The sequence below is a fragment of the Acidovorax sp. NN32 genome, assembly GCF_057597245.1.
Map to the genome: position 1 here is coordinate 3273920 of NZ_CP199679.1, position 19256 is coordinate 3293175.

The window sequence follows — 19256 nt, forward strand, 5'->3', positions numbered from 1 at the left end:
GAAAACAATGAACCGAGAGCAACTGATCAACAGCGTCCACCACTACTTCGATGACGGCCGCTTTGCCGATGACCTGCGCCGACGCGTGGCCTGGCGCACCGAAAGCGACACCGGGCAAGTCCCCCCCACGCTGCGCACCTACCTGACCGACGAAATCGTGCCTTGGCTGGAGCCGCTGGGCTTTGACTGCCAGGTGCTCGACAACCCAGATTCCAAGGGTGGCCCGCTGTTGCTGGCCCGCAGGGTAGAAGACCCCGCCTTGCCCACCGTGATGACCTATGGCCACGGCGACGTGGTCAACGGCCAGGACAGCCAATGGCGCGAAGGTCTTTCGCCCTGGGAGCTGACCATTGAAGGTGACCGCTGGTATGGCCGTGGCACCGCCGACAACAAGGGCCAACACACCGTCAACCTTGCCGCGCTGGCGCACACGCTGGAGGCACGCCAAGGCCGTCTGGGCTACAACGTGACACTGCTCATGGAGATGGGCGAAGAAGCCGGTTCACCCGGCCTGGCCGCATTCTGCGAACAGCACAAGGATGTGCTGAAAGCCGACCTCTTCGTGGCCAGCGACGGCCCCCGGGTGAACGCGGCGCGCCCCACGCTCTTTCTGGGTTCGCGCGGTGCCATCAACTTTTCGCTCGCGGTGCGCAGCCGCGACAAGGCCTACCACTCGGGCAACTGGGGCGGCGTGCTGGCCAACCCGGCCACCGTGCTCACGCACGCGCTGGCCACGTTGGTGGACGCCCAGGGCCGCATTCTGGTCGAGGGCTTGCTACCGCCTGCCGTGCCCGACAAGCTGCGCACCGCACTGAAAGACGTGGTGATCGGCGCAGGTGCCGATGACCCTGCGCTCACGCCCGGATGGGGCGAACCCGGCCTCACGCCCGCCGAACAACTGGTGGGCTGGAACACTCTGGAAGTGCTGGCTCTGGGTGCGGGCAACGCCCAGCGCCCGATCAATGCCATCCCTTCCCAAGCGGTGGCCCATTGCCAGCTGCGCTTTGTAGTGGGCACCGACTGGAAGAACGTGCAAGCCACGCTGCGCGCGCATTTGGACGCGCATGGTTTCAGCCAGGTGGAAATCACCATGGGCATGGTGTGCGGCGCCACCCGGCTCGACCTGCACAACCCCTGGGTGGACTGGACGCTGGCGTCGCTGCAAGCCAGCGCGGGGCAGCCTGCCACCTTGCTGCCCAACCTGGCGGGCTCTCTGCCCAACGATATCTTTGCGGACCAGCTGGGCCTGCCCACCCTTTGGGTGCCCCACTCGTACCCGGCGTGCGCGCAACATGCGCCCAACGAGCACCTGCTGGCACCTGTGGCCCGCGAAGGGCTGGCCGTCATGGCAGGGCTGTTTTGGGACCTGGGTGAGGCGCCGGGCACACCCTGGAAGGAAGGACGTATCACCACCGCTGCGTAGACACCAGACGTACTGACCGACGTAGAAAAAAGGGGCGATTCAGCCCCTTTTTGCTATCTGTGCACGGTGATCACAATGCCGGGTCGCGCAGCTCCCAGCGGATGGCGTCGATCTCCTTCAACACCTCTGGCGACAGCGTGGTTCCCCAGGCATTCAGGTCTTCATCCAACTGCGCCACCGACGTCACGCCGATGATGGTGCTGGCCACCTGCCACTTGGTGTAGCAGAACGCCAGCGCCATTTGCGTAGGCGTCATGCCATTGGCACGGGCCAGGGCGTTGTAGCGGCGCGATGCCGTGAGCGCCTCGGGGCGGCCCCAGCGCTGCTTGCGCACGGATTCATACGTGGCAATGCGTGCGCCCTGGGGTGCCGATGGGCCGGTGATGCCGCTCTCGTCGTACTTGCCCGTCAGCAGGCCAAAACCCAGCGGTGAGTAGGCGAGCAGCGACACGTACAGCCGGTGGCAGGTTTCGTCCAGGCCGTTTTCCCACGTGCGGTTGATCAGGCAATACGGGTTTTGCACCGTAGCCACGCGCGGCAGGCCGTGCTGCTCGGCCAGGCGCACGAATTCGTGCACACCATAGGGCGTCTCGTTCGACAGACCGATGTACCGCACCTTGCCCGCCTTCACCAGCCCCGACAAAGCTTCGAGCTGCTCGCGAATGGGGGTGGTGGAGGTTTCTTTGGAAGGGTCGTAGTACAGGTTGCCAAAGGCGGGCACGTGGCGCTCGGGCCAGTGGATCTGGTAGAGGTCGATCACATCGGTCTGCAGGCGGCGCAGGCTGCCCTCGCACGAAGCAACGATATCGGCCGCAGCCATGCCCTTGCCCTCGCGCACCCAGGGCATGCCGCGCGAAGGGCCCGCCACCTTGGTGGCCACCACCAGTTTCTGGCGCGCACCGGGGTTCTTGGCGAACCAGTTGCCGATGATGGTTTCGGTAGCGCCAAAGGTCTCAGCCTTGGCTGGCACCGAATACATCTCGGCCGTGTCGATGAAGTTCACCCCCCTTGCCAGCGAGCGGCTGAGGATGTCGTGGGAATCAGATTCGTTGACCTGTTCACCAAAGGTCATGGTGCCCAGGCAGATGGGGGTGACGTGCAGGTCGCTCTGACCGAGTTGGATATTGTTCATGCGGACTCCGTTGGCAAGCCGCGCAGTTTACGGGTTGCCAGCAAAGTCTGCAGGCCTGGGCTTGCACACCCGCCTCACAGGGTTTGCTGCACGCGCCATGCGGCAAACCCTGCGGTGTTTTTCTACCGTTCCATCAGCCCGTTCGACGGCAGCGTTTCATCCAGCAGTTTGCGCGCTGTCTCCACCCCTGCCACGGGCAGGCCGTTGGGATCGAGCAACCCCACCTGCACAAGCACACTGGCCTGGTCCCAGTAGATATGCTCGTGGTAGAGCTTGTCGCCGCGAAACTTGACCACCGCCAGCAGCGGTATTTCTACACGCCGCCCCGTGGGCGCGACGCCGGGCAGCATCCAGGGGATCTCGGTGGTATGGGTGAAGCAAAACAGCATTTCATCCACCACCTGCGTGGCGCCCACCGTGCGCGAGATGGGGGTCAGACTGGTATCCGGTGGGTTGCTGTTGACAAAGTGACGGGTGTAGAAGTCGTGCAGATGCCGGTAGCCCACACCGCCCGTCATGGTGGGGATGTGGTTCACATAGGGCTCCGCCACCATGGTGGACATGGTGGCGTCAACATCGCGCGTGGCGAACTCATATTCGCAGTGTTTGTCCCACAGAGCTGAGAGGTCGTAGTGTGGCCCCATTGCGCGTCGCAAGGCAGCCACGCTGCGCTGGTGTGCCATCAGGGCCGACGGCTTGTGGAAGTGGTCGCCACCCACGCGTGCAAACGCATGGTCGGTGCCGGGGTAGATGTACAGCTCCACGTTCTCGCGGCCCGAAAGGGTCTGCACGATGGCCTCGCGCGCGGGCGGCGGGCAAAAACCGTCAAGCTCAGCGATGTGCAGCACCAGGCGGCACTGGATATCAGCGGCTTCAGCCAGCGCAGCTTCTATGCCGACGCCGTAGTAGCCCACCGCCACGTCGGCATCGGTACGGCAGGCCGCCAGGTAGGCCAGCTTGCCGCCCAGGCAGAAGCCCAGCACACCCACCTTGCCGCCCTGCGTGCGGACCTCGGGGCGCGCACGCAGCGCCGAGATGGCTGTCTGCAGGTCCTGCACGCCCTTGGCATCGTCAAAGCCCTGGTAGAGCGCAAATGCGCGCGGCATATCCTTCGCTGCATCGAGTTCCACCGCCGGCTCCTGGCGCCAGAAAAGATCGGGTACCAGCACCACATACCCTTCCTCTGCGTAGTAGTCGGCGACGTCACGCATGGTGCCGTTCACTCCAAAAATTTCCTGTGCAAGCACCAGCCCTGGTCCGCCGCCACTCGCGGGTGTGGCGAGGTAAGCGCGAAAGCTGCCGCTGCCGTCTGCGGCTTCGAGGGTGATCCATTGTCCTGGCATGTTCGGGATCCTTGTCGAGGGTATTAGTGGTTTCAGGAGGGTTCAGGAAGCCGCAGCCCCCGAGGTGGCTTGGGGCGCTGCCACAGCCACGGTGGCATTCGCATGCCGCGCCAGCAGTTGCCGGGTGACCACCGCATAGTCCGACGGATCCACTGGCCCCAGCCACTGCTTGAAGCGGGTGAGCACACCAAGCGGCAGCCCCATGTCCTGCAGCAGTTCGTCAATGTTGTGCACCGAGAACGGGATGATGTTGGTGCCTTTGGAATGCTTGCCGTCGGTGCGCTCCTCCATCCAGGCCAGGCGCCGGTCGATCTGCGCGTTCATCTGGTCCGGCCGCGGCAGCTGCAGCCCACCGCGCAGGTGGTTGGCCAGCCACAACGCACCGATCTCGCAGTTGAGCTGGCTGAAGAACGAGGAGTTGTAGCCGTTGAACGCCAGGCGCGGCATGCCCACAGGCAGGACGGACCGGTACAGCCGGAAGTTGCCGCGCGCATCGGTCACACGCTGCAGCACACTGATGTCGAAGAACGGCACCTGCTGGTGCCAGCCCGTGCCGCAGACCACGATGTCGGCAGGCACCGTTTCACCGTTGCTCAGCACGGCCTGTCCGGGCTTCAGGGTCTGGATGCTCACGCCTTTGCGCACGCCCAAGTCGCCAGCGGCCACCTTCTCGTAGAAACCGTCGGTCACCAGGCTCACGGTGCTGCGGGCGATGGTTTCGAGAGGCGTGCCCGGGTGCAGGCCGATCTCGCGGAGCTTGAGTTGGCGCGTGACCACCGATTCCACGCTGCCCAGCATGGAGTTGCGCACCGGCAGGCCCGGGCCGTGCAGGAATTTCTCGAAACCCTTGGGCTCGATGTACTTGAACAGCGCCTCGCCCATGCGCGTGAGCAGCAGGAACTTGAAGTTCAGCACGTTCATGAACTTCTTCGGAATCTTCCAGATGAGGTGGCGCGCAAGTACCGTGGTGCTGGCACTGTCGGCCGCGATGGCATTGGCCACGTCGCACGACGACTTGCCGTAGCCCACCACCAGCACATGCTTGCCGCGCGCCTCGCCCGCATCGTTGAACTGGCTGGTATGGCACACACGCCCGCCTGCGGCCACAAAGGCATCCACCCCCGGGTATTGCGGCACTGCAGGCTCGCTGAAGATGCCGTTGCACACCACCAGGTAATCAAAGCGATACACCTCGGCCGGCAAGGCGCCGCCCTGCCCCGTCGCTGCGCGGCGCGCCTGCACGGTCCACACACCGGCCTCTTCATCGAGCACCGCGCTCTCCACCGTGGTGGACATGCGCAGGAATGGCACCAGTCCGAAGTGCTCGGCATATGACTGCAGGTAGGCCTGCACCTGCTGGCCAGAGGGCCACTCGGGGTAGCTGGCTGGCATCGGAAAGTCCGACAGCGCATAGGTGGTGCGCGGGTTCTGCGTGGTCAGGCCCGGGTAGCGGCGCGAGGCGGCCCACACGCCACCCACGTCGGGCTCCTTCTCGAACACCGTCACCTCAAAGCCAAAGGCGCGTAGCACCTTGGCGGTGGAAAGGCCGGCGAAACCGGCACCGATGATGCCTACAGATCGGATGGTCATGGCTGCTCCTTCACGACATGAGTTTGGGGATGGCCGGCTCGTACGACTCGGGCCCCATGGCCGAGTAGCCGCCGTCGCAGGCATAGTCGGCGCCGGTCACGAAGCTGGCCAGGTCCGAGCACAGGAAGAGCACCACGTTGGCCACCTCGGCCGGGTCGCCCACGCGGCGCAGCAGGTGGAAGGGCGCGGCCACGCGGTCGGTCTTGGCGCGGTCGCCCCCGGTGAGCTGGTCCATGATGGCTGACCAGGTCCAGCCGGGTGAGACGCTGTTCACGCGCACACCCTCGCCCGCCAGGTCCATGGCCATGCTGCGCGTGAGCTGCACCATGGCAGCCTTACCCACCGGGTACAGCCAGCGCCCGGTCTGCGCCACGCCCGAGGAGATGCTGGTGAAGTTGACCACCGCCCCGCCCCCAGCCTGCTGGAAATGCGGGCGCACGGCCTTGAGCACCATCACCGCGCTGACCAGGTTGACGTTGAGAGAGGCCAGCCAGTCCGCGCGCGGCGAGGCGATGCCGTCGTCCAGATAGGAACATGCCAGGTTCACCAGGTAGTTCACCCCGCTATGGCGCGCGGCGGCCAAGGCCACGCAGGCGGCCACCTGGGCGTCATCGGTGATGTCCGTGCGGCTGAACAGCACCCCATCGCCCAACTCGTCCGCCAGGGCCTGTCCGGCCTCGGCATTGATGTCGGCCACCACCACCCGCACCCCAGCCTGGTGCAGTGCACGCACCACCCCGGCACCTATGAGGGTAGCGCCCCCGGTCACGATCGCGCTCTTGCCGCGCATGCCTTCAAATCCCTGGACCATGCTGACTCCTGTGCTGACTGGAACATGTTGCGGCGCAGCAGCGGTAACACGCCGTCACATCCGCCCCCATGCACCCGGTGCTAACGCTCTTGCGCAGCACCCGGGGCATGCACAAGAATAGAAAAGCAGCTCGCACATCCACATCCCGAAAGCGCAGGGCGTATCCCACAAACGCATGTTTTCGCGCCCTGCCGTGGCGTGTTTCGTGCTTGTCCAAGAACCAACACCCCACCGGCCAAACCGCATGCACACCGCCCAGCAGAACAGCACCGCGCACCCGCTACCGCTGGAGCGCTATCGCCTGTTCGACAGCCACGACCTGGACGAGACGCGCGAATTCGTGGGCCGCGTGTTCTGCCCGCATGACCTGGCCACACTGCGCCGGGGCGCGCAACTTGACGCCTGCCACCACAGCGTGCCCCTGCACCGCGACGCAAGCCTGAACTACGTGCAGTACGGGCCGGCGGTGCGCATTGAGCCTGGCCATTTGGGAGGCTTTTACCTGCTGCAGATTCCGCTGCGCGGTGGCGCCATGGTGCGGTGCGGCAGCCAGGCCGTGGAATCGCATGCGCTCATGGCCTCGCTGCCATCGCCCACTGAAGCGCTGTCGATGCGCTGGCACGACGACAGCCCACAATTCATCGTCAAGATAGACCGAGCGGCTATGCAATCACGCCTGTCTGCCCTGCTGCAGGCGCCCCTGCACCAGCCGCTGGTGTTTGACCTGGGGGTGGACCTGACCAACCCGGCGCTCTTGGGCATGACGAGCTTCATTGCCTACCTGCGCTCTGCGGTAGAAACCAATGCCATCCTGCTGGGACACCCGTTGCTGGCCGAGCAGGCCGAGAACCACCTGCTCACCAGCCTGCTGCTCAGCACGGGACATAACTACTCAGCGGCACTGGCCTCAGGTGCATTCAGTTCTGGCGCAGTGCCCACGGTGCTGCCGCGCGTGGTCAAGCGTGCGCAGGAGTACATGCACAGCCAGTTGGAACAACCCATCACCCTGGCCGATGTGTGCGCGCATGTGGGCGTCAGCGCCCGTTCGCTGCAGCAGACCTTTGCGCAATGCACGGGTAAAAGCCCCATGGCATTCCTTCGGGATTTGCGGCTTGATGCCGCCCGCACGGCACTGCAAAGCAAGTTTGCAGAACGTGCACCGCAGGTGTCGGATATCGCCGCGCGCTATGGCTTCTTCCACCTCGGCCACTTTGCAGAAGGCTACCGCCGGCGCTTCGGCGAGACGCCCTCAGAGACACGCCAGCGCCTGGGCCCACCGCACTGATCCCCGCTCACCCCGGCTGTGCCACGAAGGCATCTGCAAAGAACAGGGTGGACTGCATACCGGCCAGGGCCATAAAGTCGCGCCGCGCGGCATTCACCATGGCGGGCGCACCGCAGGCATACACCTCATGCTGCGACAAATCTGGATGGTCCTGCAACACGGCCTGATGTACCCAGCCCCTACGCCCCGTCCAACCATCGGCTTCGGGGGAGTCTGACAGCACCGGCACATAGGTCAGACGTCCTTTCAAGGCCTGTTCCCATTCCTTGCAGAGGTCATGCAGATACAGGTCCTGCCGTACGCGGCCGCCCCAGTACAGGGTGATTCGGCGTCCACTCCCCGCAGCAAGGAGCTGCTCCACCAATGCCTTGATAGGCGCAAAGCCTGTTCCGCTCGCCAGAAGAATGGCCGGGACATCGGTGGCGGTGTGCATGCCGAAGGTACCAAACGGCCCCTCAATGCGCAGCACATCGCGCACCTTGAGTTTGCCGAACACCTGGTCCGTGAAAAGGCCGCCCGGCAGGTGGCGGATGTGCAGTTCCAGCAAGTCAACGCCCTCACGCGCCTGGGTGGCCAGCGAATAACTGCGACGCCGGTTGCCAGGCAGCAGCACATCCACATACTGGCCCGCCGCGTAGTGCAGGCGCTGGCCTGCGGGCGGTTGCAACTGCACGCGCATCACATCGGGGGCAAGACGCTCCATGGCCGCCACCCGCACCGGTAGCTTGCGCACATCGATACCCGGAATGTGAGGGATCTCGGCACACTCCAGCTGCAGGTCACCCGCCGCTGCCGAGCAGCACAAAAGGCGTTGGCCCTGGGCCAGGTCTTCAGCCGTCAGCGCGGAGGGTAAGGCCCCAGCAATATCCTGGACCGGCCCATGCAGCACCTGCGCCCTGCAGGCGCCGCAGCTGCCCGTTTTGCACTGGTGAGGCAAGCGGATGCCTGCGCGCGCTGCGGCGTCCAGCAGACTCTCGCCAAGCTGCGCCACAAACATCTTGCCGGCCGGCAGCAGCGTGACGCGGTGCTCCTGCGCACGGAGTTCAGCGTATGCCTGCGCAGATGGCGATTTCTGTAGATCCAAGTCCACATCACAGTCCAGCATGGTCGGCCCTTCAACCCTTACACCGTAAGGTAACGCGCCCACAGGCTGCGGTCTGCATTGAGCGCAGCAGAGTCGCCCTGCCACACCACCCGCCCGCGCTCCAGGATCACATGGCGGTCTGCCAGGTCCACCAGGCGGTGCACGTATTTGTCCACCACGAGAATGGTCTGCCCAGCGGCCTTGAGCGTGGCCAGGCAGCGCCAGATCTCCTCGCGGATCACGGGCGCCAGGCCTTCGGTGGCTTCATCCAGGATGAGCAGGCGCGGGTTGGTGGACAGCGCTCGGCCAATGGCCAGCATCTGCTGCTCGCCCCCCGATAGCTGGTTGCCCAGATTGTTCTGCCGCTCCTTCAGGCGCGGAAACACGCCGTAGATGCGCTCCAGGTCCCACGCATCGCGCAGGCCATTGCGGTGGTCGGCAAAGGCCACCAGATGCTCGCGCACGGTGAGGTTGGGAAACACATGGCGCCCCTCGGGCACGATGGCTAGGCCCAGACGGGCGATGGCATCGGTCTTGAGCCTGCTGGTCGCCTCTCCTGCAAAACGGATACCACCGGCTGTAGGACGCAGCGCACCGACCAGGGCCTTGATGGTGGTGCTTTTGCCCATGCCGTTGCGGCCGAGCAGCGAAACCACTTCGCCTGCCGCGATCTGAAGGTCAATACCAAACAACACCTGGCTCACGCCATAGCCGGCCTCCAGGGCCTGGCAACTCAACAGGGGCTCTGGCGCGCTCATGCGATGGTCTCCAGCGTTTCGGTGCCCAGGTACACAGCCTGCACCTCGGGATGGTTGCGGATCTCGTCGGGCGTGCCAGCGGTGAGCACGCGGCCATACACCAGCACCGAGATGCGGTCGGCCAGGCGAAACACGGCCTCCATGTCATGCTCGATGAGCAGCACCGCCATGTCCTTGCGCAGAGCCTCGATGAGCTGCACCATCTGTTGCGACTCATCTGGCCCCATGCCCGCCATGGGCTCATCCAGCAGCAGCAGCTTGGGGCTCGCAGCCAGTGCCAGCGCCACATCCAGCGTGCGCTGTGCGCCATGCGGCAAGGCCCCCGCTGTCTCGGCAAGGCTGTGCTGCAGCCCTACGCGCTCTGCCAGTTGGTCTGCCTTGGCGTACAGCTCAGCGGCTTGCGAACGTGGCTGCAGAAAACGAAAACTGGAGCCACTGTGCGCTTGCACGGCCAGAAGTAGGTTGCCACGCACGGTCTGCGCAGGGAAGATGCGCGTCACCTGGAAGCACCGCGACAGCCCGTGGGCCACACGGCGGTGCATGGGCAGCGGAGTGATGTCCACGCCGTCGAGCAGCACGCGCCCTGCATCGGGCTGCAGCAGGCCCGATATCTGGTTGACCAGCGTGGTCTTGCCAGCGCCGTTGGGGCCAATCAGCGCATGAATCTCTCCCCGCTCCACCGACAGGCTCACATGGTCGGTGGCCAGCAGGCCTCCAAAGCGCTTGACCAGGCCTTCGACTTGAAAAAGGCTCATCGGGCACTCCTTGCACGCCGGTCTGCCAGCGCCGCCAGGCCCTGGGGCGCATACAGAGCGGTGACGATCAACAGCGCCCCCAACGGCATGTGCCAGTAGTCGGTATTGAGCTTGAGCACCTCTTCGAGCGTGAGCCACCCCGCAGCTCCCACTGGCCCGCCCCAACGTCGGCCCAGGCCACCAATCACCACCATCACAATGAGCGTGGCCGATTGCGTCCAGTGCATCATCGACGGGCTCACAAAGCTGTTGCCAGTGGCCAGCAATGCACCAGCCAGTCCCGCCACCGCCCCCGCCTGCACAAATGCAACAAGCTGCAGCAGGTACACCGGGTAACCCAACGCCCGCATGCGCGTTTCGTTGTCGCGAATCCCCGTGAGCGCTGCACCAAAACGCGAGGCCGTAGCCCGGTCAAGCCACCACAGCACCAAAGCCACCAGCGCCAGCACCACCCAATACAGCGTGGACTCATCAGCGCTATTCAAGCCCCAGCCCAGCGCAGGCCGCGCCATCAGCGAGTAGCCGTCATCCCCTCCATAGCTGCGCAGCGACACGAATACGTAGTACAGCATTTGCGCGAACGCCAGCGTGATCATGATGAAGTAGACGCCCTTGGTGCGCAGCGATACCGCGCCGATCAACAGGGCTGTGAGCGCAGCAAAACCCACGGCCGCAGCCCACATCCCCCAGGCCGAGCCCCAGCCCGCATCGCTCAGCACTACCACCGCATAGGCCCCCACGCCCACGAAGCCTGCATGTCCCAACGCCACCATGCCGCCAAAGCCCATGATGAAATTGAGACTCGCGGCAGCCAGCGCCACCACCAGCACGCGGCGCACAAAGCCGATGTAAAAATCCAGCCCCAGCGCCACAGCGACCAAGGGGAACAGTGCCAGCGCACCCAGCAGAAAAAGAGGCACGATCGCACCGCGCCAACGCGGCGCCGCTCCGGGCTGCTGTACGGCAGGTGAAGAAGTCAGAGAAGCGGACATCTCAGCCCTTGGCAGAAAACAGCCCCGCAGGGCGAAAAGACAACACTGCGGCCATCAGCGCGTACATAGCCACTTCGGCGCACAGCGGCCCCAGGTCGGCAGCCACGGCGGGCGGCAAGGTGGCGCGCAGCAGCAGCGGCAGGAAGGCTCGGCCAATGGTGTCCACCAGGCCCACCAGCAGCGCGGCCACAAAGGCGCCCCGCACCGAGCCAATGCCGCCGATGACAATGACCACCAGCGCAGGAATCAAAATGGACTCACCCATGCCCACCTGCACGGCCATGATGGGTCCCATCAGCGCACCAGCCAGTGCGGCCAGTGCAGCACCCAGCAGAAAGATGCCACTGAACACGCGCTTGACGCGCACGCCCATCAGCTCGGCCATCCACCGGTCGGATGCCCCCGCCCGCACCAGCATGCCCACGCGGCTGTGGTTGACCAGCAGGTACAAAAGCCCTGCCACCAACACCCCTGCGCCCAGCACCACCAGGCGGTACGAGGGGTAAGGCAGCCCGGCAAACAGCTCCACCGGCCCCGCCAGGGCTGCGGGCGTGGGGGCCATGATGGGGGACGGGCCCCACACCATCTTTACGGCATCGTCGGCCACCAAAATCACACCGAACGTGGCCAGCACCTGGGCCAGGTGGTCACGCCCATACAGGCGGCGCATCAGCGTCACCTCCAGCAGCACCGCCACCAGCATCGTGGCCGCTATGGCCACCAGCACGGCGCCTGCCAGCGAGCCGCTTTGCACATGCACGGTGGCCGCCACATAGGCCCCCACCATGAACAGCGAGCCATGCGACAGGTTCATCACGTCCATGATGCCTAAGACCAGCGTGAGGCCCGCAGCGATGAGGAACAGCATGAGCCCATAGCCCGCGCCGTTGAGCAACTGCTCGAAGACAAGTATCGGATTCATGGTGCGCAAGGGCCTGTTCAAATGGGCTGCCAACGATCACTTCAGCGGGCACTGGCTGGCATAGGCATCGCCGTAGTTCTCCAGCACCGTCTTGATGGTCTTGTTGGTCACACGGCCTTCAGCGTTCTTGCCGATGGTGCGCAGGTAGAAGTTCTGAACCGGGAAGTGGTTGTTGGCGTATCGGAACGTGCCACGCACCGAGGGAAACTGCGCCTTGGCAAAGACCTTGATAAGAGCCTCCTTGTCGCTCACCTTGCCGCCCACGGCCTTCACAGCGGCGTCCATGGCGGCAATCACGTCATAAGCCTGGGCTGCGTAGATGGACGGATAGCGGCCGCCGTACTCCTTGCGGAAAGCCGACACAAAGGCCTTGTTGGGCGCGTTGTCCATGTCATGCGCCCAGTGTGTGGTGTTGAACAGGCCCAACATCGGTTCGCCCACCGCACCGATGATGTCTTCGTCGGCCGAAAAACCGCTGGTGACCAGCGTGATGTCCTTGGACAGGCCTGCGCCCACAAACTGCTTGATGAAGTTGATGCCCATGGCACCTGGCAAAAAGAAATACACCGCATCAGGCTTGGCCGCGCGCAGCTGGGCAAGCTCGGTGGCGTAGTCGATCTGCCCGACCTTGGTGTAGATCTCGTCGGCCACCTGGCCCTTGTACTTGCGCTTGAAGCCGGTGATGCCGTCCTTGCCCGCCGGGTAGTTGGGCGCCATCACCACCATGCGGCCAAATTTCTGATCGGCAGCAAACTGCCCAGCTGCCTCGTGGAACTGGTCATTCTGGTAGGCCGTGCCGAAGAAATACGCGTTGCACTGGGCGCCTGCGAGCTGGCTGGGACCGGCGTTGTTCGAGAGGTAAGGCACCTTGGCCGCGAACAGCGAAGGCGCCACCGCCAGCGCCACGTTCGACGCGATGGGGCCGGTGAAAAGGTCGATCTTCTCGCGCTGCACAAAGCGGTCCACCAGCTGCTTGGCCTGGTCGGGGCTGCCGGCCATGTCGGTTTGCACAAACTCGACCGGTTGGCCGCCCAGCTTGCCCCCGAGCTGCTTGATCGCCAGGGCAAAGCCGTCACGCGCCTCGGCACCGGGGCCTGCAAATGGGCCCGAGATATCAAGCGCCATGCCGACCTTGATGGGGCCGGACTGCGCAATCGCAGATACGCAGCTGCAGGCCGCCAGGGCCACCAGAGCCGTCAGGCGTGCCACAACGTGCACGCGAGAGGATGAGCGAAATGTGAGAGCCATCTTCAGTCCTTGTCTAACAACGTTCAAAAGAAAATCGGTGTGCACTACACGCCCACCTCGACCCGCCCCGCCACCACGCGCACCGGGAACGTGCGCACCGCTTCGGTGACCGGTGCCTTGCAGGGAGCGCCCGTGCGGATGTCAAAGGCGCCCTGATGCAAGGGGCATTCCACACAGCCGTCTTCCACGTAGCCATCGGACAACTTGGCGGCACCGTGGGTGCACAGGTCGTACAGGGCGTACAAGCCCTCTCCTTCGCGGAACACCGCCACGGGCAGTCCGCCCACCACCACGGGCCAGACGGCGCCGTCCGGGAAGTCATCGGGTTCGCCCACGTCGTGCCAGGCGGCGCAGGTGTGCCCGGTGGTTTCAATGTCTGTGGTTGTTTGCATGGTGGATCTCAGATGGGGGTGGCCAACAAGGTGGGTACGCGCAAGGTGTCGTACACCACCCGCTTGCTGCGGTAGCGCCACTCGCCTTCGTGTTGCACCACCTCGTCGAGGTAGGTGCCCGCCTGGTACACGCTGGAATCCCCGGCCTGGCCGGTGATCACCACGATGTAGCTCGACTGCGTGCGCACCACGCCGTCCTCCACACTGGTGATGACCAGGCCCGACGTGGCGTGGCGATAGGCATGGTCTTCAAAGATGTTGGCGTGGCGCAGGGAGAGCACACGGTCGCGCAACATGCCGGCGTTGCGGCAGTACACGATGGGTGCAGGAAAACCCGCATCGAAGTTCTCCTTGGGGATGATTTCGTAGCGGCAGTCCTCCACAAAAAATCCAGGCCAGTCCTCCAGCCGGTTGGCGTCCAGCGCGCTCACATAGCGGTGCTGCAGCTCCAGCAGCTCGGTCCACAGTTGCAGTCGTTGTTGTTGTGTTGTCATCTCGGTGGTTCCTCAATAGCCCATCAGCTTCTGGTAGCCCACCCAAAAGCGGCGGATCAGGTTTTCGGTGATGACGGTGTCTTGCTGGTCTGGCGCCTCGCGCGCCATGGCGATGTAGGAGTGCTTGTCGCCATCGCGCACCGTGCCGCGCTGCACCAGCTCGGTGGCCTCGGTGTCTTCCATCGAGATGTAGCCCGCAGGCCCCACCAGGTTGGCCTGCAGCATGCGCAGCTCGCGCAGCTCGGGCGTGTCGTCCGCATAGCCGAAGAAATGGAACACCAGCTCGAAGTTGCCCGGCCCCTTGGGCAGCAGCTGGCGCGCCACCAGCGTGTTGTGAATCTGCTGCACCACCAGCTGCGGAAAGATCGGCTGGATGTGGTTGGTGGTCATCTCGTCAAACTCTTTGATCTGCCCAAGCAGGGCTGGCTCTTCGAGCGAAAAGCCTTCATCCATGGAGCGGATGTTCTGCGCGCTGTAGGCCGCAGCGGTGTCCGTCTCCACCTCGGGCTTGGTCACGGTGATGATGCTGTGCAGGCCGTGGTTCGCATCCGGGATGGAGCGCGCCTTCATTCCCACGCGGAAGATGTTGAAGGTGGTGTGAAACAGGTGCAGCAGGCTGGCGTGGTACGGGTCCTTCACGTTCTCGAAGTACAGCTTCCAGTTCGACTTGGAGTACTGGCGCGTGCAGCCCAGGTACTCGATGGGCTTATGGAAGATGCGGTCGATCCACGGGCGCATCTGCTCGCCCAGGTAATCGGGCAGCGGCGGCGTGTCGTCGCTGAAGGTGGCGAACAGCAGGCCCTTGTAGCTGTCCACGCGCAGCTTTTGCAGGCCGTGCTCTTCGGGCTTGAAGTCCTTGGGCATGCCCACCATGCCCTTTTGGCCCCGGCGAAACGGCACACCCTGCAGGTCGCCATTGGCCGCAAAGCTCCACTGGTGGTACACGCAGGTGTGGCTGGCGGCATTGCCGCGCTTTTCGCGGCATACCATGGCGCCACGGTGCGCGCAGCGGTTGACCCAGCACGAAAGGCCTTCAGGGGTGCGGGTGACCACCACGGGCGTATCGCCAATGAACGTGGATTTGAAGTCACCCACATTGGGGATCTCGGCCTCCAGGCCCAGAAAGCTCCACACGGGGCCACGGAAGATGCGCTCCTGCTCGCGGTCATAGACCTCTTGCGCGCTGAACACCCGGTACGGCACGTTGGAGCCATCAGGCTGCGGGAAAAACACCTGGCGCTGGGCCTTCAGCGAGGCGGGTGGTGCGACTTCAACAACCGGGATTTCAGACATGGGCGACACCTCTTGGATGGGGATACCTCCATGCTAAAAATCGAAGCACACTCGCGCTATCCAGTATCGGCACAGTGCGCGCAATGCCTGTCCGGTTCTTGCAAATCTGATGCGAGTTGTGCAACGCCGGAGCATGCGGCAGCCCCTGCGCCACGCAGGAGACTGCAGCAGTCGTGGTGGCCAGTGAAACTACGCGCCAGCCGTCTGGCTCGGCAGCTCGCCGAAGCGCTCGCGGTAGTAGCTCGAAAAGCGGCCCAAGTGACCAAAGCCAAATTCCAGCGCGGTATCTGTCACGCAGTGGCCCGGCTGCTCCAGCAGCCGCGCACGCACGGCGTCCAGTCGGCGGTTGCGCAACAGCACCATGGGGGACTCGCCATGGTGGCGCTGGCACAGCATGTTCAGCCCGCGCACGCTCACGCCAGCGGCACGCGCCAGGTCTTCCAGCGCCACGGGGGCGCTGAGGCGGCTGCGCATGTAGTCATCCAGCCGCTCCAGGCGGCGCAGGTCGCCTGCGGCAGCGGCACTGGAAGGCAGTTCGATCTGTGGCACCGTAGGCTGCATAGGTACCGGCATGCCCTGCGCACACGATGCAAGGAACAGCGCCACGTTGCTCTCCATGTGATCCACCCAGCGCACCTGGGCGGCGCTCTCCACCGTCTGCTGGCTCACGTGCAGCAGGGACTGCATCAGAAAATGCCACTGCTGCCCCTGCACCGAGGACAGAGCAACGATGGGGTGCACAAAACGGGTGTCGTTCTGCAGAGATTCGGGTGCCCAGGCCCGCAACAACTGGCACGGCACCTTGAGGATGAGCTGGCGCGCGCCCTGCTGCCAGCGCATGTGCAGGTCGCGGCGCGGCGCGATGAGCGCAGCGGCCCCCGCAGGCAGGCGGATCGGTACCCCATCCGACACCATCTCGGCCACGCCCGACAGCGACAGATGCACCAGGACAAAATCATCGAAAGGGCGCGGGCGGATTTCCACCTCTGCACCGTATTGCAGCATGAACATCTGCAACTGGCGGATGCGCACCTTGGACAACGCAGTGTCCACCGCACCACTGCACCATTTCAGGCCATGGTCCGAAAACTCGCGGGCCACCAGGTCATGGGAATCCACCCGCGCGTCCGAGGTGAACACCGGCCGCCGCTGCAGCGCGGACAGGTCCAGAGACAAGGCAGACGGGGACGCCATCGGATAAGACCTCTTCGTGGGAATAGGCGCAGCACATTCGACGATGCGCTGCTTGATGTGCGTCAAAACAGCAATTTCCATACCCAAGCGGTCTTATCCGTCTTTTGTCCGTTGCAGGCCCTTTGCCTGGAGGGGCACATCCCATCGCGCTCCCTGGCTTTCGCTGCCTGCGCAGCCCTCACTACCTTGAGCCACCTAGGCGACAGGCCCCGCCCCACGGCTGGCTGGCACCCGACGTAACATTGCCGCCACACCGGATGCGTGCTTTGCAGCCACCTGCGCAGCCCCACCCCACACTGACCGCCCTGCCCTTCTCTCCATGTACCAAGCCCTCAAGCCCTCCCGCAGCAGCACGCTGCCATTGCGCCACCTCGATTACCACGTCCGCCACTGGGGCCCTGAGCAGAGCCATCTGCCCACGCTGGTGCTGGTGCACGGCTGGATGGACGTGAGCGCCTCCTACCAGTTCACGGTGGACGCGCTGCAGCAAGAGCGGCGCATCATCGCGCCCGACTGGCGCGGCTTCGGGCTCACGTCCAGCGCGCAGGCCGACCATTACTTTTTTGCCGACTACCTGGCCGACCTGGACCTGCTGCTGGACCACTACGCGCCCGGCGAGGCCATCGACCTCGTTGGCCACAGCATGGGCGGCAACGTGGCCATGATGTACGCCGGTGTGCGGCCCGAACGCGTGCGCAAGCTGGTCAACCTCGAAGGCTTCGGCTTGCCCGCCACGCGGCCCGCGCAGGCGCCCACGCGCTATGCGCAATGGATCGACGAAATCAAGCAGCTGCACCAGGGCAACAAGGACCTCAAGACCTACGACAGCGCCGATGGCGTGGCGCGCCGCCTCATGAAGACCAACCCGCGACTGTCGGAAGACAAGGCGCAATGGCTGGCCCAGCACTGGGCGCGACCCAACGCGCAGGGCCTGTGGGAGATCCTGGGCGACCCTGCGCACAAGATCACCAGCGCCCAGCTGTATCGCGTGGACGAAGCCCTGTCCATCTACGAGCGCATTACCGCTCCCGTGCTGGCCATAGAGGCCAGCGGCGACAGCCTGGGCCAGTGGTGGAACGGCCGGTACACGCTGGACGAATACCACCAGCGCCTGACCCATGTGCGCAACTGCCGCACCGCTGTCGTCGCAGACGCGGGCCACATGCTGCACCACGACCAGCCCGAGCAGGTGGCGCAGCTCATGGAGCAGTTCCTGAACGAAGCGTAGCCAGAATTTGAGCCCAATTGGCCGCTAGCGCTTACCCAACAAGCGCCAGCAGCTATCATTTTTGAAATTTTGTCCCCACAGATTCTCCGTTTGGCAAGCCCTCTGTCAGTCCAGTTGCCCAGCCAGGGGGCATTGAGGGGGCCGTGGCCCATCCCATGAGAAAATCGCGGGTTATTCCACCGAACACTCAGGACAAGAATCATGGACGCAGAACGTATCAACCTTATCGGCACCACCCTCAGCGACCTGGCTCTGCGCACGCAAGAGTTACGGAGGTATCTTTGACTTCGATGCCAAATTTGAACGCCTGCGCACGGTAAACGCATCGCTAGAAGACCCTGCGGTCTGGAACGACCCCAAGAAGGCCCAGGAGCTGGGCAAGGAACAAAAGTCTCTCTCCAGTGTGGTCGTCACGCTCGACAAGCTCACGCGCGAGCTGGCCGACAACGCCGAGCTGTATGAGATGAGCAAGGAGGAAGGCGACGAGCCGGGCCTCATGACCATCGAGGCCGAAACCGCCAAGCTGCGCCCGCTGATCGAAGAGCTGGAGTTCCGCCGCATGTTCAGCAACGAGGCCGACCCGCTCAACTGCTTTGTGGACATCCAGGCCGGCGCCGGAGGCACCGAGGCGTGCGACTGGGCGAGCATGCTGCTGCGCCAGTACCTCAAGTACGCCGAACGCAAGGGCTTCAAGACCACGGTCGAGGAAGAAACCCCGGGCGACGTGGCCGGCATCAAGAGCGCCACGATCAAAGTGGAGGGTGAATACGCCTATGGCCTGCTGCGCACCGAAACCGGCGTGCACCGCCTGGTGCGCAAGAGCCCCTTCGACTCGTCGGGCGGCCGCCACACCAGCTTTGCCAGTTTGTTCGTCTACCCCGAGATTGATGACTCGATCCAGATCGACATCAACCCGGCCGATGTGCGCACCGACACCTACCGCGCATCCGGCGCGGGCGGCCAGCACATCAACAAGACCGACTCGGCCGTGCGCCTGACGCACATTCCCACGGGGATCGTGGTGCAGTGCCAGGACGGCCGCAGCCAGCACGGCAACCGCGACATCGCCTGGCAACGCCTGCGTTCGCGCCTGTACGACCACGAGATGCGCAAGCGCCAGGAAGAGCAGCAAAAGCTGGAAGACACCAAGACCGATGTGGGCTGGGGCCACCAGATCCGCAGCTATGTGCTGGACAACAGCCGCATCAAGGACCTGCGCACCAACGTCGAAATCTCGGCCACGCAGAAGGTGCTCGATGGCGACCTGGACGCCTTCATCGAAGCTTCGTTGAAGCAAGGCGTCTAAGCGATG

General features: G+C 64.4%; 18 protein-coding genes. 4 read left to right on the forward strand and 14 right to left on the reverse strand.

The window, feature by feature from the left end; genetic code table 11:
- Positions 1–7: 7 nt before the first annotated feature.
- Positions 8–1423: a M20 family metallopeptidase gene (locus tag ACT89O_RS15230; RefSeq protein WP_487260482.1), complete on the forward strand. Its 1416-nt coding sequence runs from the start codon at positions 8–10 to the stop codon at positions 1421–1423.
- Between the two features lie 70 nt (positions 1424–1493).
- Here the strand turns inward: ACT89O_RS15230 and ACT89O_RS15235 are convergent, their stop codons facing one another.
- The 4 genes from ACT89O_RS15235 to ACT89O_RS15250 all read right to left on the reverse strand — a co-directional run bounded on the left by ACT89O_RS15235 (position 1494) and on the right by ACT89O_RS15250 (position 6299).
- Positions 1494–2555, reverse strand: a complete 1062-nt coding sequence (locus tag ACT89O_RS15235; protein WP_306553006.1) for an aldo/keto reductase — start codon at positions 2553–2555, stop codon at positions 1494–1496.
- Positions 2556–2677: 122 nt separating this feature from the next.
- Positions 2678–3898 carry a dienelactone hydrolase family protein gene (locus tag ACT89O_RS15240; protein WP_487260483.1) on the reverse strand — a complete coding sequence of 407 codons (1221 nt, stop codon included), beginning with the start codon at positions 3896–3898 and terminating at the stop codon, positions 2678–2680.
- 42 nt (positions 3899–3940) lie between these two features.
- Complete coding sequence (locus ACT89O_RS15245; protein WP_487260484.1) at positions 3941–5488, reverse strand: flavin-containing monooxygenase; 1548 nt, start codon at positions 5486–5488, stop codon at positions 3941–3943.
- 10 nt (positions 5489–5498) lie between these two features.
- On the reverse strand, positions 5499–6299 hold the full coding sequence (locus ACT89O_RS15250) for an SDR family oxidoreductase (RefSeq protein WP_487255291.1): 801 nt from the start codon (positions 6297–6299) through the stop codon (positions 5499–5501).
- Positions 6300–6543: 244 nt separating this feature from the next.
- On the opposite strand from ACT89O_RS15250, the gene ACT89O_RS15255 reads away from it, so the two are divergent.
- A complete protein-coding gene (locus ACT89O_RS15255; protein WP_487260485.1) occupies positions 6544–7584 on the forward strand; it encodes an AraC family transcriptional regulator in 1041 nt (346 codons plus the stop codon).
- 7 nt (positions 7585–7591) lie between these two features.
- On the opposite strand, the gene ACT89O_RS15260 is transcribed toward ACT89O_RS15255, so the two are convergent.
- From ACT89O_RS15260 to ACT89O_RS15305, 10 genes are all read right to left on the reverse strand, one after another.
- Positions 7592–8689 carry a CDP-6-deoxy-delta-3,4-glucoseen reductase gene (locus ACT89O_RS15260; RefSeq protein ID WP_487260486.1) on the reverse strand — a complete coding sequence of 366 codons (1098 nt, stop codon included), beginning with the start codon at positions 8687–8689 and terminating at the stop codon, positions 7592–7594.
- A 17-nt stretch (positions 8690–8706) separates the two neighbouring features.
- A complete protein-coding gene (locus ACT89O_RS15265; protein WP_218300036.1) occupies positions 8707–9426 on the reverse strand; it encodes an ABC transporter ATP-binding protein in 720 nt (239 codons plus the stop codon).
- Positions 9423–10181, reverse strand: coding sequence for an ABC transporter ATP-binding protein (locus ACT89O_RS15270; protein ID WP_487260487.1), 759 nt, complete (start codon positions 10179–10181; stop codon positions 9423–9425). The genes ACT89O_RS15265 and ACT89O_RS15270 overlap by 4 nt, the downstream gene beginning before the upstream one ends.
- The gene (locus tag ACT89O_RS15275) at positions 10178–11173 is read right to left on the reverse strand and encodes a branched-chain amino acid ABC transporter permease (protein WP_121420449.1); all 996 of its coding nucleotides are present in this window, start codon (positions 11171–11173) and stop codon (positions 10178–10180) included. Before ACT89O_RS15275 ends, ACT89O_RS15270 begins: the two co-directional genes overlap by 4 nt.
- 1 nt (position 11174) lies before the next feature.
- Complete coding sequence (locus tag ACT89O_RS15280; protein WP_487260488.1) at positions 11175–12095, reverse strand: branched-chain amino acid ABC transporter permease; 921 nt, start codon at positions 12093–12095, stop codon at positions 11175–11177.
- Positions 12096–12131: 36 nt separating this feature from the next.
- On the reverse strand, positions 12132–13343 hold the full coding sequence (locus ACT89O_RS15285) for an ABC transporter substrate-binding protein (protein WP_199731222.1): 1212 nt from the start codon (positions 13341–13343) through the stop codon (positions 12132–12134).
- A 44-nt stretch (positions 13344–13387) separates the two neighbouring features.
- Positions 13388–13735, reverse strand: a complete 348-nt coding sequence (andAb, locus tag ACT89O_RS15290) for an anthranilate 1,2-dioxygenase ferredoxin subunit AndAb (protein ID WP_487260489.1) — start codon at positions 13733–13735, stop codon at positions 13388–13390.
- Between the two features lie 8 nt (positions 13736–13743).
- Entirely contained in the window at positions 13744–14229 is a 486-nt protein-coding gene (gene andAd / locus ACT89O_RS15295) for an anthranilate 1,2-dioxygenase small subunit AndAd (RefSeq protein WP_121420451.1), read from the reverse strand.
- Positions 14230–14241: 12 nt separating this feature from the next.
- On the reverse strand, positions 14242–15522 hold the full coding sequence (andAc, locus tag ACT89O_RS15300; RefSeq protein WP_121420452.1) for an anthranilate 1,2-dioxygenase large subunit AndAc: 1281 nt from the start codon (positions 15520–15522) through the stop codon (positions 14242–14244).
- Between the two features lie 189 nt (positions 15523–15711).
- Entirely contained in the window at positions 15712–16716 is a 1005-nt protein-coding gene (locus ACT89O_RS15305; protein WP_121420453.1) for an AraC family transcriptional regulator, read from the reverse strand.
- Positions 16717–17035: 319 nt separating this feature from the next.
- Between ACT89O_RS15305 and ACT89O_RS15310 the strand changes: the two genes are divergently transcribed.
- Both ACT89O_RS15310 and prfB read left to right on the forward strand, forming a co-directional pair.
- Positions 17036–17944, forward strand: coding sequence for an alpha/beta fold hydrolase (locus ACT89O_RS15310; protein WP_487260490.1), 909 nt, complete (start codon positions 17036–17038; stop codon positions 17942–17944).
- A 201-nt stretch (positions 17945–18145) separates the two neighbouring features.
- A protein-coding gene (prfB, locus tag ACT89O_RS15315; RefSeq protein WP_121420455.1) for a peptide chain release factor 2 occupies positions 18146–19250 on the forward strand; the annotation gives its coding sequence in 2 pieces (ribosomal slippage) (positions 18146–18226 and positions 18228–19250; 1104 coding nt in all).
- Positions 19251–19256: the final 6 nt, after the last annotated feature.